15 protein-coding genes are annotated in these 12624 nt (G+C 52.4%); 9 read left to right on the top strand and 6 right to left on the bottom strand.

Annotated features, from left to right (window positions below; genetic code table 11):
- The first annotated feature begins 34 nt into the window (after window positions 1-34).
- Genes K3T83_RS12670 through K3T83_RS12695 form a run of 6 tightly spaced genes read left to right on the top strand, consistent with a single transcriptional unit; the run spans window position 35 to window position 3397 of the window.
- Window positions 35-994: a Phenylacetic acid catabolic protein gene (locus tag K3T83_RS12670; protein ID WP_220203329.1), complete on the top strand. Its 960-nt coding sequence runs from the start codon at window positions 35-37 to the stop codon at window positions 992-994.
- Window positions 991-1344: a metal-sulfur cluster assembly factor gene (locus K3T83_RS12675; protein WP_220203330.1), complete on the top strand. Its 354-nt coding sequence runs from the start codon at window positions 991-993 to the stop codon at window positions 1342-1344. The genes K3T83_RS12670 and K3T83_RS12675 overlap by 4 nt, the downstream gene beginning before the upstream one ends.
- Window positions 1341-1586, top strand: coding sequence for a hypothetical protein (locus K3T83_RS12680; RefSeq protein ID WP_220203331.1), 246 nt, complete (start codon window positions 1341-1343; stop codon window positions 1584-1586). The genes K3T83_RS12675 and K3T83_RS12680 overlap by 4 nt, the downstream gene beginning before the upstream one ends.
- 28 nt (window positions 1587-1614) lie before the next feature.
- A complete protein-coding gene (locus K3T83_RS12685) occupies window positions 1615-2373 on the top strand; it encodes a Phenylacetic acid catabolic protein (protein ID WP_220203332.1) in 759 nt (252 codons plus the stop codon).
- The gene (locus K3T83_RS12690; RefSeq protein WP_220203333.1) at window positions 2373-2600 is read left to right on the top strand and encodes a PaaD-like zinc ribbon domain-containing protein; all 228 of its coding nucleotides are present in this window, start codon (window positions 2373-2375) and stop codon (window positions 2598-2600) included. The genes K3T83_RS12685 and K3T83_RS12690 overlap by 1 nt, the downstream gene beginning before the upstream one ends.
- Window positions 2597-3397 carry an enoyl-CoA hydratase/isomerase family protein gene (locus K3T83_RS12695; protein ID WP_220203334.1) on the top strand — a complete coding sequence of 267 codons (801 nt, stop codon included), beginning with the start codon at window positions 2597-2599 and terminating at the stop codon, window positions 3395-3397. Before K3T83_RS12690 ends, K3T83_RS12695 begins: the two co-directional genes overlap by 4 nt.
- Window positions 3398-3749: 352 nt before the next feature.
- Here K3T83_RS12695 and K3T83_RS12700 read toward each other — a convergent pair whose 3' ends face one another.
- The 5 genes from K3T83_RS12700 to K3T83_RS12720 form a co-directional block, all read right to left on the bottom strand.
- On the bottom strand, window positions 3750-4388 hold the full coding sequence (locus K3T83_RS12700) for a class I SAM-dependent methyltransferase (protein ID WP_220203335.1): 639 nt from the start codon (window positions 4386-4388) through the stop codon (window positions 3750-3752).
- A gap of 81 nt (window positions 4389-4469) precedes the next feature.
- A complete protein-coding gene (locus tag K3T83_RS12705) occupies window positions 4470-5213 on the bottom strand; it encodes a metallophosphoesterase family protein (protein WP_220203336.1) in 744 nt (247 codons plus the stop codon).
- A gap of 8 nt (window positions 5214-5221) precedes the next feature.
- Entirely contained in the window at window positions 5222-5770 is a 549-nt protein-coding gene (locus K3T83_RS12710) for a P-loop nucleotide/nucleoside kinase family protein (protein WP_220203337.1), read from the bottom strand.
- Between the two features lie 55 nt (window positions 5771-5825).
- Window positions 5826-6656 (bottom strand): NAD(+) diphosphatase, encoded by an 831-nt coding sequence (gene nudC, locus K3T83_RS12715; protein WP_220203338.1) that lies wholly within the window; start codon window positions 6654-6656, stop codon window positions 5826-5828.
- Between the two features lie 49 nt (window positions 6657-6705).
- Complete coding sequence (locus K3T83_RS12720; protein ID WP_220203339.1) at window positions 6706-7716, bottom strand: aldo/keto reductase; 1011 nt, start codon at window positions 7714-7716, stop codon at window positions 6706-6708.
- A 339-nt stretch (window positions 7717-8055) separates the two neighbouring features.
- On the opposite strand from K3T83_RS12720, the gene K3T83_RS12725 reads away from it, so the two are divergent.
- From K3T83_RS12725 to K3T83_RS12735, 3 genes are all read left to right on the top strand, one after another.
- Window positions 8056-9327, top strand: coding sequence for a serine/threonine-protein kinase (locus tag K3T83_RS12725; RefSeq protein WP_220203340.1), 1272 nt, complete (start codon window positions 8056-8058; stop codon window positions 9325-9327).
- Between the two features lie 150 nt (window positions 9328-9477).
- Window positions 9478-10083: an enoyl-CoA hydratase/isomerase family protein gene (locus K3T83_RS12730; RefSeq protein WP_220203341.1), complete on the top strand. Its 606-nt coding sequence runs from the start codon at window positions 9478-9480 to the stop codon at window positions 10081-10083.
- A gap of 42 nt (window positions 10084-10125) precedes the next feature.
- Window positions 10126-11529: a hypothetical protein gene (locus K3T83_RS12735; protein WP_220203342.1), complete on the top strand. Its 1404-nt coding sequence runs from the start codon at window positions 10126-10128 to the stop codon at window positions 11527-11529.
- A 17-nt stretch (window positions 11530-11546) separates the two neighbouring features.
- Here K3T83_RS12735 and K3T83_RS12740 read toward each other — a convergent pair whose 3' ends face one another.
- Window positions 11547-12416 (bottom strand): hypothetical protein, encoded by an 870-nt coding sequence (locus tag K3T83_RS12740; RefSeq protein ID WP_220203343.1) that lies wholly within the window; start codon window positions 12414-12416, stop codon window positions 11547-11549.
- Between the last annotated feature and the right edge of the window lie 208 nt (window positions 12417-12624).

Here is a 12624-nt window from a genome sequence, read left to right on the forward strand (position 1 = left end):
CATGGTATTGCAGCACAAAGGAGTCGTTTGTTCCATGACCGCTACCCCCTCTGCCTTACAGAGCGAAGAGGCTCTACTCAATCGTATACGCAAACAGCAGCTCGTCGAGTCTGTTGAGCATATGAGTCCCCTCTATCTTGAAGGGATGAAGCGCATCCTGACCGTTTCGGCTGATACCGAACTCATCAGTTCACCCGCGTACTATCACGCAGCCGTTCACGCCCCTTCACTAAACGCCTTTGGTTCGGCCATCTCAATCATTCAAGATGAACTGGGGCACGCCCACATTGCCTATCGTTTGATGCGCGACTTAGGTGTCGATACCGAAAAATTGATTTTTGAGCGCGAACCCCGTCAGTTCAAATACCCCTATGCGTTCGATGTCCCGCTTGAGAGCTGGGTCGAGCTGGTCGTGGCGAATGCCTTTTATGATCGAGCCGGCTATACACTCTTAGGGGATGTCTATCAAAGCACTACCTTCGGCCCCTGGAAGCGAGCGCTGGTAAAGGTTGATAAAGAAGAGACCTTTCATCTGCGTCATGGCGAACAGTGGATGCGCCGCCTGAACAAAGACAGGAGTGGCCATGAAGCGCTGCAACAGGCGGTAGATTGGATGTTCCTGCTAACCGTCGAATGGTTCGGGCTGCCTGATGATATGAAAAAGCACACGGAGCAACTTGAATACGGCTTTAAGGGCCATAGTAACGACGAACTGCGCCAGATCTGGATGTCCACCGCTGTCCCCCTCTGCAACGAGCTAGAGCTACGCATCCCCGCTCATTACGATCCAGAACGGCAAAAATACGTGCTGGATTGCCCTTTCCCGGCCCATTTTGATGCTTCGGCCAAGCACTGGCTGTTAGAGGATGGCCCGTGTACCTGGGACGATGTGATGAAACGCTGGAAGGCGCGCGGACCCAAGAATGAGGAGTTCGTGGGCATGATTCAGCGCGGCAAGAAAGAGATGTTGCGCTTGTTGGAGCAGGAAGCATGACGACGAGCTATCCCTCCCTCCAACTCTACGCGCGCGACCACACCTCTCATCCGGCGCTCTGGGATGCCCTGCGCGACGTGATGGACCCGGAAATACCGATCAGCGTCGTCGATATGGGTCTGATCGTCGCTATCAAAGAACACGAAGGTAACGTCAACCTCGCGCTCACCTTCACTGCAATGGGCTGTCCGGCGATGGATTTCATTATGGATGATATTCGCCAGCGCTTGCTGCAAGAACCAGGCATACGAACGGTCTCTATCGAGATCGTCTGGGAACCAGTCTGGACCAAAGAGCGCCTGAGCGAAGAGGGGATCGAAATTATGCGCACCTGGGGGATTTCGGCATGACAAACGAACAGGCGGTACATGAACAGGCGCAGCGACCACGACGCGAGGCGCTCAACGAGAGCCGCGTCTGGTGCGTCTATGCCCGGCGCAAATATGAGGAGCCGCTGCACGAGATTGGCAACGTGATGGCCGATGATGTCGAGCTGGCAAAGGTCTACGCTCGCAGCATCTACGATGAGTTCGCCTGGATCGAGATGATTATCGTGCCACGCAATAGCATTGTGACGATTATTGCATCTTGATCTGAGCGTATACTGTAATTGAGGAACTATGACAAGCACAACAAAGCGAACAGACCATGCCGCACTTTTCGCTATTTTAGCGTCGCTGGCCGACAACAAGCAGGCAATAGGCCGCCGCTATGCCTACTGGTGCAATGGTGCTCCGGCGCTAGAGGCTGCGGTCGCAGCTGCCGCCATGACACAGGACGAACTCGGCCATGCGCGCACGCTGTACCCTCTGCTCGACAATTTCGCGCAGGCCGAAGCAGACCTCAGTCAGATCGAGCCAGAGACGCGCACGCTGCACTATCACCTCGCCTTTCTCGATCAGGATTTTCAGGGCTGGTCAGATTTTGTCGCCACCAATTTTCTGCTCGACACCGCCCTCACCACGTTCTTCAAAGCCGCTCAAGATTCCAGCTACGAGCCGCTACGCCAGCGAGCACGCAAGATTGTACAGGAGGAGCGTATTCATCAGATGCACGGCGAAGGCTGGGTGCGCCGGCTAGCAAATGCTGGTGGTGCCGTACGTGCGACTATGTTGCGCTCGCTGGAACGTCTGTGGGATGAGACGCTCTGCTGGTTCGGCCCAACTGATGATCCCGCCATGCAACGACTCTGCCAGGAAGATATGCTCAATGGCACGCCCGACGAACTACGCCAGCGCTACCTGAGCGAGATTATGCCAACGCTCAACGCGCTTGCTATCGAGATGCCTGTTCGCTTTGACGTGGAGACAAAAAGCTGGCAACCATCGCAGCCGTTGCCCTGGTCGCACTGGAATGCGGTAGCGAGGAGGCTAGAGTGATGGAGGGTGAAAAGATGCCAGATCAGGGGCAGCACGGGAAAACGCTAGCAAAGGATGCTGTTACCTGCCCCTATTGTGGCTCAACTGAAACAGAGCTTTTCTCGCTGTTCGGCCAGCAATTGTTGACCGTGCAGTATTATTGTAACCGCTGTCGTACACCTTTTGAGTATATTAAGGACGATGCTGTCCTGCATGACTATGCCGCACGAAAGGAAGGTCAATTATGACAACAACCACCGAACGAACGCTGGTAAACTATACCGTGAGCGATGGCATTGCCATTATAGAATTAACTAACGCCCCCGCCAACACCTATAGCTACGAGATGATGAGCCAGCTTGATAACGCTATTTTGCAGGCGCGATTCGACGAGAACGTGCATGTGCTGGTCTTGCGAGGTGCAGGTGAAAAGTTTTTCTGTGCCGGAGCGGATATCAGCATGCTCAATTCCGTCACCCCGACCTATAAGTATTATTTTTGCCTGCATGCCAACGAGACCTTAACCCGCCTGGAACAGACACCCAAGCTTGTTATTGCCGCCCTCAACGGTCATACAGTCGGTGGTGGTCTGGAAATCGCCCTCGCCTGCGACATTCGCATCGCACGGCGCAACGCTGGCAAAGTGGGCTTACCAGAGATCAATCTGGGCGTACTGCCCGGCACAGGTGGCACTCAGCGTCTTGCCCGCGCTCTCCCCAAAAACAAGGCTATTGAGTACATGACCGAGGGCAAACTGATGAGCTTTGAGGATGCACAGGAGTTGGGGCTGATTAACTATATCTACGAGTCCGAAAACTTCTGGGAACAGGTGATGCAATACGCGAAACAGTTTTGCCCACCCAATCGCGCCTCTCGCACCGTTGGACGCATCAAGCGCGCGGTCCAATCAGGTGCAGAGGTTGCGCTCGCCGATGGGCTGGCGCTCGAACGCGAACTGCAACAACTCTGCTTCCAAAGCGAGGATGCCAAAGAGGGCATCGCCGCCTACAACGAGAAACGCAAGGGCAACTTTAGCGGTCGCTGATCCCTTCCAATGTCGTAGCCTCATGATTTATCGATCATTTAGATGGATAAGGGCAATATGCGGCAATTGGAGCATCCGACAAATAAAGGGGAATAGCTATGGGTACAGAGAATGTTGGGTTCACCCGTAGCGACAAGGGGGGCCTGGGAGTCTTGGTGAGGGCCTTGCGCTTGTCGCCCTCGCCACATCGTTGTTCTGCTTCCCGATTCCAACGTGATCCCAACGGCGACAAGCGCAAGGCCCTCACAACCCCTCCACACCTCCCCTTGTCGCTACGGATGAGGGGAGAACCCTCTCTCCCGGCACATTTGCTGGATGCATCAATAATCGCACAACGACAAAACGAAAAGAGCTATTTCTCTCCAACTACAGCAACATTGTTAAATTGTCTGTTGTCCGGCCCCTGAGCTAAATAAGCAGCGGTAAAGCCCTGTCGCAGCATGCCTGGAATAATCTGTTCTTCCAGAGTGGCCTGTAAGGGATCGACTATTTTCTCGCCATCGGCATTAATCCAGGTTGTGGCAAGTACCAGAAACAGCTTGCCGCCTGGTTTGAGGATGCGGAAGAGACCCTGTATAATCTGTGGAATGTCGGACCAGAAATAGATGGAGTGAATGCTCAAGATTTTGTCGAACTGTTGATCGGCAAAGGGCAGCGTAGAGACATCGCCATGTTGCAGGATCACGCGTCCCTCTCGAACTGCCAGTGCGTTGCGACGACTGGCAGAACGCACCATTGTCGGCGAAAGGTCAATACCGTAAATATGCCCCTGAGTTACCTGCTCAACCATTAATTCAACCGCACGACCAGCACCAAATCCGATCTCTAACACCTCATCAGCGGGTTGAAGCGCTAACTCTGAGACTGCCCAGGTATGTTCCGGTTGGTGCTGGCGAACCATCTTGTCAGCAACCAGCATTCCAACAAAACCCGTTGGACAACGATGATGGCTATTGATATAAGCGCCAAAACGATCTTTCAAGCTAACCATATCGATTTTCCTCCTTATCTCATCCTTTTCTTTTTGTCAGGAGAAAAAGCGGTAATACTGACCAATTGGATTACTTTTAGGTTATTTCCACTTCTGTACCCACCAATCCAGATGAGGCATGCGAGTACGCATTGCAGCCTGGATCATCCTATTAACATCAATGGGCGTTCTGCGCAAATCAATGCTCAAACGCCCCTGCTCCACGCTTAATATGCCATATTCGGCCCAGGATACATTGCGATTTTTCGCCAGTTCGGGACTCCCAGCATTCACCCCAGGCAAGCCGACGCTACCAACATTGATAATGTGTACATCCTCATAACGGCGCACCATCTGAGTATGTGTATGCCCTCCAACCATCACAGCCGCCGAATAGCCAGCGAGCATCTCCTTCACCGTTGCATCGGGCGTCACAGCAGCAATTACATCGTCGAAGGAGCGAGGCGAACCATGATAGCATAGGAGTGTTCTCTCTCCACCAAGAGGGCGCTCAAGCGTGGCGGGGAAGGTATGCAAATAGTCTCTCTCCACTTGAGAAAGCTGTTCCGCGCACCAGACGGCCATTTCATAGATCGGACGCGAATTTTCGGCTGCGACCTCTGGCGGAACCTGAGCATTCAGCAACCAGGCATCGGTATTGCCCATAATCACCGGGCAATTGAGCGCCTGTAAGCGAGCAAGCACCTCATGTGGCTGTGGCCCCAGCGCGGCAACATCACCCAGGCAAATGATCTGATCGATCTGCTCCCGCACCAGTTCATCCACTACTGCCTCCAACGCGAACAGATTTCCGTGAATATCTGCAATCAAGCCAAGTCGCATCATGCCTCCTTCTATGACATTTCTAGCCAGTTCACAATCGTATCAACGCACTGTTCAAGTGGATTAGTCGTATCTGTCATCAGATGCAGATGAGTGATGGGATAGCTGGACTCGGAACGGTTGTAGCTGAGATAGCTCTGTACAGCGTGCCAATCGGTCTGATGATGGGGAGGCAAAGACAACATTTTACGTGCATCGATGCGCTGGCTCCATTGCGTCGTATCGGGACAGCAGCATTCAACAATAGCAAGGGTCGCTCGATTTTCGGCAGCAATCGTTTGTGCCTGTCGATAGCCAATAATGCTAGTCAACGGGCTATCACAGATCACGCTCAATCCCTGCAAAAGCTGGCGACGGGCAACATGAAACATCACATCATATGACAGCCCGCTGGCAAGCTGCGCATTATTGTCCAGAACATCAGGAACCTGCTCATCCCTATGCAATATGTCGAGAATATCATCTTTATCGATAAGGGGATAACATAGCCGCCTGCTCAACGCGCGGGCAATAGTGCTTTTGCCGCTTCCGGGCGGCCCTTTCATGACGATCAGCCACACAAGGCTCTCCTTATCTTTGAACAAACTGGGGCATGTTTCCCCTTCTTTGCTTATGCTATTTCTCGCCTCGATGGATCTTAACCCAGGCTTCGACGATCTGGCGAGCCAGGCTCAATGGAGGCGGCAGGTTGGGCAACTCATCAACGTGAAACCAGTGCGCTTCGTCGAGTTCTTGCTCATCGACGCGAATCTCGCCACCCGCATAGCGAGCCATATAACCGACCATCAACTGATGCGGAAACGGCCAGGGCTGGCTTCCAACATACGTAATATCGGTCACCTGCACGCCAACCTCTTCCATCACCTCGCGCTCGACGCACTCCTCTAGAGACTCGCCCGGCTCCACAAAACCTGCGAGAATGCTGTAGCGAGGACCCCAACCGGGCTTATGGCCCAGCAGCACCCGTTCACCATCATGCACCAGCGCCAGCACCGCCGGAACCGCTGGAGGATAGCTGATATAGCCACAATTGGGGCATTGCTTCCCCCAGCTCGCCGGAATGATCTCGGTCTGATGAGCACAGACGGGGCAATAGCGGCTGTCCTGCTGCCAGAGCAATATCTGAAAGGCATAACCCGCAATACCGTAGAGCGAAGCATCTACCTCGTTGTAGAGCGCTCGTAGCTCCAGCGCCTTCCAGTTTTCTGGCAATGGCGTCTCAGCACTCACCTCGCAAGCCATGCAGGGTTTGCCATTCAGAATGCCAAGATAAGTGATCGTCTGAGGTTGAAGCGCTGCGAGATCCGGCTCTGTGCCGCTCATGATGTCAATGCTGCCCCGCTCGGTTTGTTGCACGAGCAGTTCGCCCTTGCGAAAAGGGAACCAGAATGCCAGACCCTCTGCGGGAAGAGCCGGTGGATAGGTACGTTGAAATATCAGGGCCATAGATTATCCTCCTGGGACTGCTCGATGTCGTATGGAATGTTCAAGAGATTTAGCGGCGGGCAAGGAAAGGATCGCGCTCGCGAGGTATATCGTACCAAAGATCATTGCAAATCTGACGCTCTTCTTCATCCAGTGTAACATCAATACCGCGTAAACTTTCTGTTAACTGTTCTGGTTTGCTGGCACCGAGAATGGCGCTGGTGATACCCGGCTGCTCCAGCACCCAGGCCAGTGCAACCTCAACAAGCTTCTTCCCGCGTGGCTCAACGACACTGGCGAGACGATCAACCGCATTGAACATAGGATCTTTCCAGTAGCGCCGCTGATACATTTCGCCGCTATTCTTCAATGCAAAGCGCGTGCCCTGCTCAACGGCGCGGGTCTGACGGTAACGACCGGTCAGCACGCCACCAGCCAGTGGATTGTAGACAATCATGCCGACGCCGTGAGCCTGACACAGCGGGACCAATTCATCCTCAATCATACGAAATAGCATGTTATAGCGCGGCTGCACACTATCATAACGGGCCAGATTGAGCAACTGGCTTGTCCAGAGCGCATCGGCAAGCCGCCACGCGGGATAATTTGAGCAGCCAATATAGCGCACCTTCCCGGCATGCACCAGATCGTCAAGCGCTCGCAGCGTCTCCTCAATCGGAGTGGTTGGATCAAACGCATGAACCTGGTACAGATCGATATAATCGGTTTTGAGGCGGCGCAAACTCTGTTCGCAGGCGGCGATAATATGGCGACGGCTCAATCCCTCGTCGTTGGGACCGGTTCCCATCTTGCCATGACACTTGGTTGCCAGCACGATCCGATCGCGCGCACCACGCTCACTGAGCCAATTGCCCACAATCTCTTCCGTCTTGCCAACGCTGTCCAGATCGCCACCTAGCGGATAGACATCGGCAGTATCAAAAAAATTGACGCCTGCTTGATCGGCGACATCCATAATGGCGAAGGACGTTGCTTGATCCGCCTGATTACCAAAAGTCATGGTTCCCAGGCAAATCCTGCTAACTTTCAAGCCAGTACGTCCTAATGATGTGATGTTCATAAACGGCTCACTTTTCTAATGGGGGCTACCTGATATATAACCCATATTTCCTAAACAACATGTGAAAAATCAGCGTTGCGTCCCCTACCACATTCTTTGTCCAAACTCCTATGTCCTTATTATATCTTAGAGAAAGGCAGGCGTTGTAATCATCTGTATGCTTTATCGCAAGCATAAACGTATTGGTAATGAGGCTTTGTTCTTCAAATCATTCAGGATGGTCACTTGACGTACTAATATGGTGATGGTGTATTCTACAATAGATATTTCCGGCATCAGCCGCGCCTCTGGATCGGCGCAATCGGGTTGCTTGATGCGCTTGAATGGGGGGACTTTGCAATGACCAACTGGATAGGCGAGCAGCTGGGCAGCTATCGCTTAGTTGATCTCATCGGCCAGGGAAGTTTCGCCGATGTATACGTGGGAGAACATCTGCAATATGGCTCGTACGCTGCAATCAAAGTGTTGCAAGTGCAGTTAGATGATTCTATCGCTATCGAGCAGTTTCATGCCGAAACGCGCACGCTTGCCAAACTTACACATCCTCATGTTATCTGCTTGCTCGATGCAGGCATACAAAATACCATTCCGTTTTTAGTGATGGATTACGCAGCTGGTGGCACGCTACGTCAGCGACATCCAGGTGGAACGATGCTGCCACTACCACGCATCGTCTCGTATATCCAACAAATTGCAGATGCCTTGCAGTATGCACACGAGCAAAAGTTGATTCACCGCGATGTCAAACCAGGCAATATGTTCGTCGGGCAGCATGGAACGATCCTGCTTGGAGATTTTGGGCTGGCTCTCAACGTTCAGAGCGGCGGCATAGCTATGCCTCACGAAGTAGCTGGCTCCGTCCCATATATGGCTCCCGAACAATTAGCGGGGCAACCCTGTTATGCAAGCGATCAGTATGCGCTGGCTGCCGTCGTCTATGAGTGGCTCTGTGGAATGCCACCTCTTTTTGACTATAATGGACAACCTATGCATGCGGCCCCACTCCCTTTGCACGAACGCGTACCAGGCATCGCTCCAATCGTTGAAGAGGTGGTGTTAATTGGCCTCGCAGCCGATCCTATCGACCGTTTCGCCAACGTACGCGCATTTGCCACCGCGCTTGAACTGGCAGAGAAGGGCTACTCTTTCGATTACCGCCTGCTTGCCCGTTCCGCCGAACCAGTCCTGACTATAGCCACAACCGATCCTATTGTCACAGAACAGACAACCTCGGAAGATCAGGCCGTCACACTTGTCGCCTCTGCTGAGATGTCCTCACTTGTCGCAAAAACATTCCAGGTAGCAGCCGTAGAATCAGCTATTTCTACACTTCCCGCAGCGAAACCATCAACAAATAAAGAACCGAATACAGAAGAGGAAGAAAAGCGGCCTATTCAGGAGAAATCAATCACCAGCAGAGCAGCGCATCAAGAGCACGCGCGTATTACTGCCAAACTAGCATATGAAGAGCGGCGCTCTATGACCCGATCTATCACTTTGGAGGAGGAGCCAGACAAACAATCATCGCCCGTCCTGTCCGGCCTTATTTTTATCATCCTCGTCCTGATCATTATTGGTGGCATCTTTGCTGCTTTTCACCTCTTTATGTGAAAATCTACACAACTCACGCTACTTCTTTCGGCGAAGAAGTGTTATAATTGCTGAAGATACTGTATTGCTTCTCTTCTATAGAGAGAGTAAACGATCTGGATCAATTTCTGCAATTGCTTTGATTGTGCTTGAGTAACCAGGAAATAATACATGTCGAACGTCCATGTGCGCTCCCATAAAGATATCCTCTGGCTCATCCTCGATAAACCTCCACTCAATACGCTCACGGCTGTTATACTCGATAAGCTGAACGCCGCCATCCATAAAACTTTGCAGCGTTCCTCACGTCTCGTAGTGATTACCGGAACCGGTGAGCGAGCTTTCTGTGCCGGCGTTGATATGCCCGACGACGATGAAAGACACCGCCAGGATCTCCTACGCGCCGCCAAGGAGACCGAGGCTGCTCTCGATCAGTTACGCAAGCAACACGTTCCGCTGGTCTCGCTGGTCAAGGGAAGCGCATTTGGAGCAGGTTGCGAACTGGCCGCGCTCTGCGATGTCGTAATTGCTCGCGACGATGCCCTCTTCCGTCTTCCGGCCGTAAACGCCAGAGTCTTCTCCTCCGCTGTCTCCACCTACCTTCCCTCGTTGATCAGTCAGGAACATACCACCCGCCTCATGCAGAGCGGCGAGACGCTCACAGCACAGGAGGCTATGCGCCTGGGATTGGCCCATCAAGTTCTGCCTGCCCACCATTTTCTCAGTGATACCGAAGAGCTTCTGGTGATGCTGGCAACCATTGGCTCCCCAGTGTAACTGATTTTATATGAATATAAGAAAACGATAGAGGATGCGTTTATGTCTTTGTTGCACTCGTGGTATGCACGAATGAAGGATGATTATCAGCTAGCACTTATTGTTATCTGTAGCCTGCTCTTTGGCCTGACGGCTCTCTTCTATGTGTTACTTGGTTGCTTACCCTCCGGCGATGAGCCGCACTATCTGATCATCAGCCAGACCTTGCTCAAGTATCACTCGCTCGACGTAATGCAAGATTACAACCACCGCGATTATTTCCAGTTCTACCCTCTGCTCATCGAGCCGCATATCACCTATAACGCGCTGGGACAGGTGTTGCCGCTGCACAATATCGGCGCTCCCCTGCTCTGGCTGCTGCCTTTTGCCTTGCTGGGACGCCTGGGCGCGGTCTGGTTTATCGTGCTTGTAGCAGTGCTGACCATCATTACCATGTACCGGCTGCTTCTGTTGATGGGCATCAGCCAGAAGACCTCATTCCGCGCCTGCGTTGCCTATAGCGTGGCCTCGCCGTTCTATATCTATTCTCACCTCACATTTGTTGAGCCGATAGGGGCACTGGCGTGCGTGTATGCGGTCTATGTTTTGTGGCAAGACAAAATTTCCTGGCAAGGATTAACTATCAGCGCCGTATTGCTTGGCATCTTGCCCTGGGTGCATATGCGCCTGGCCCTGCTGGAGATCCCGCTCTTCTTTCTGCTGCTCTGCAAGATCTATCAACAATATCGCTTTCGCCACTGGCACTACTATATCGCTTACCTGTTGCCGCTGCTCATCCTGTCGCTGGCCCTGGAAATCTATAGCTATCAGGTCTGGGGGACGCTCAATCCGGCTACGAACCAGATTAACGGCAATAGCAAGCCATTTGAAGTCATGCCCTTTATGGGGATGGTAGGTATGTTCTTCGATCAGGAGCATGGTATCCTGCTCAACTTCCCGATCTTCCTTTTCCTGTTACCTGGCATCCTACTCACACTAAAAAGGCGCTTCGTGGGCTATCATCTGCTAGTGCTGGTGGTCTCGGTGCCCTATATCGTGGCCTTCACTTCGTTTCGCCACTGGTCCGGCGGCTGGTGTCCTCCTGGTCGCTTCCTGCTGGCCTTGCTCCCGCTCTATGCCTTCTATCTGGCCTATGCGCTGGAACGTGTAGATACGATGTGGTTGCACACCCTATGGCGCATAACGCTCTGCTACGGCTTTGTCTATTGCCTCCTGTCGCTGCTTCCACCGCACAACGGCTTTAACGCTGAATCCGGCGTCAATGGCACGCTGGCCTTTTTACAGATATCCCACTATCGCCTGACCGACATCCTTCCCTCGGTCTATGTACCCGGCAAACAATGGCTGCTAGGATTGTGGATTTGCGGGTATCTGATGGGGGTATGCCTGCTTCTGGCCGTAACATACCGTCCTAGGCTGACAAGAACGCTTCTCCATCGGCACTGATGGAGAACGACAACATATTAGCGGTGTCCAGGCCTTGATAGCTCTCGCAGGCGTTGCAGAAACGCGACAGCCTCTTCACGAGTATCAAAAATATTGCTCTGGAAATCGTTCAGCACGGCCGAAGTCATCAATTGAATGCGCCTGATCTTTTCCTGAAGCTGCTCTTTCCCCGACGGAGACGCATGTGAATTATAGTGAGCGGCAAGATAGAGTTCGTTCTCACCCTTCACACACACCTTATCCCAACATGCTTTCAAGGATTGTCCCCAGACTGTTGTCGCGTCTCCTCCTATCGTAAGTCCGGCGATATCGACCAGCAGAGGCGCACGTTCCAATCCTTTCTGCTGAAGCGCTGCCTGGATCTTACGCGTGCAGATTTGAAAGGCCAGCTCTACTTCAGCAGGCGTTTTCATCACAACGTGCGTAAGAAGCAGGTGCACAGCACCTATATAGTCATCGTAGTTTGCTTGCATGCCCCGCTCATACTCTCTCTCAAGATCATAGAGCGGCCCCCGGGACTGAAGCTTCTGAGGCAGAGGCGTATCCCGTTCATATAATGAGCGTCCGCGCACGGACGGCTCTAAATATTCTTGTGCCGGAAGCCGGGGAAATGCATTTCCACTGGTTCGGTTGGCTTCGCTGCCTGCAAATGGTTGGAAGTGAGCTTCGCGCCGCATCAATTCGGAAGACCGGTCGTCTGAATAGGCTTGCGTCTGCAACGGCGGCAACGTATCAAACGACAATTGAGAGGCAGCAGTATTCGTTGCAGTTCCCGTTTCAGATACAGCGAGTGGCTCGTCCACCATAGAACGCCGTTTAGCAAAAACAACAATAAGCGTCACAACGATAAAAATAAGTAGCGCGGCAGCCAAAATAATATAGGTCATTGTAAATCTCCCATTAAGTAGTATCGTGAAAACAACGATTGTGTGATGGCCGCGAGTTTAAAGACTTGTAGTAAAATAGTGATCGTGAGTGGGGTTACGGTACTCTATAAAAAAGTAACAGATCGTGCAGTATACGTCAATATTTCCACGAAGATCCTCGAATTTCTTAATGCATTTTTTATATTCGCTATTTTCCTGTAATTCACGC

Source organism: Reticulibacter mediterranei (genome assembly GCF_016587455.1).

Coding starts and splice junctions, on each gene's coding strand:
- K3T83_RS12670 (WP_220203329.1), top strand. CDS start 35: ATGACCGCTACCCCCTCTGCCTTACAGAGCGAAGAGGCTCTACTCAAT.
- K3T83_RS12675 (WP_220203330.1), top strand. CDS start 991: ATGACGACGAGCTATCCCTCCCTCCAACTCTACGCGCGCGACCACACC.
- K3T83_RS12680 (WP_220203331.1), top strand. CDS start 1,341: ATGACAAACGAACAGGCGGTACATGAACAGGCGCAGCGACCACGACGC.
- K3T83_RS12685 (WP_220203332.1), top strand. CDS start 1,615: ATGACAAGCACAACAAAGCGAACAGACCATGCCGCACTTTTCGCTATT.
- K3T83_RS12690 (WP_220203333.1), top strand. CDS start 2,373: ATGGAGGGTGAAAAGATGCCAGATCAGGGGCAGCACGGGAAAACGCTA.
- K3T83_RS12695 (WP_220203334.1), top strand. CDS start 2,597: ATGACAACAACCACCGAACGAACGCTGGTAAACTATACCGTGAGCGAT.
- K3T83_RS12700 (WP_220203335.1), bottom strand. CDS start 4,388: ATGGTTAGCTTGAAAGATCGTTTTGGCGCTTATATCAATAGCCATCAT.
- K3T83_RS12705 (WP_220203336.1), bottom strand. CDS start 5,213: ATGATGCGACTTGGCTTGATTGCAGATATTCACGGAAATCTGTTCGCG.
- nudC (WP_220203338.1), bottom strand. CDS start 6,656: ATGGCCCTGATATTTCAACGTACCTATCCACCGGCTCTTCCCGCAGAG.
- K3T83_RS12720 (WP_220203339.1), bottom strand. CDS start 7,716: ATGAACATCACATCATTAGGACGTACTGGCTTGAAAGTTAGCAGGATT.
- K3T83_RS12725 (WP_220203340.1), top strand. CDS start 8,056: ATGACCAACTGGATAGGCGAGCAGCTGGGCAGCTATCGCTTAGTTGAT.
- K3T83_RS12730 (WP_220203341.1), top strand. CDS start 9,478: ATGTCGAACGTCCATGTGCGCTCCCATAAAGATATCCTCTGGCTCATC.
- K3T83_RS12735 (WP_220203342.1), top strand. CDS start 10,126: ATGTCTTTGTTGCACTCGTGGTATGCACGAATGAAGGATGATTATCAG.
- K3T83_RS12740 (WP_220203343.1), bottom strand. CDS start 12,416: ATGACCTATATTATTTTGGCTGCCGCGCTACTTATTTTTATCGTTGTG.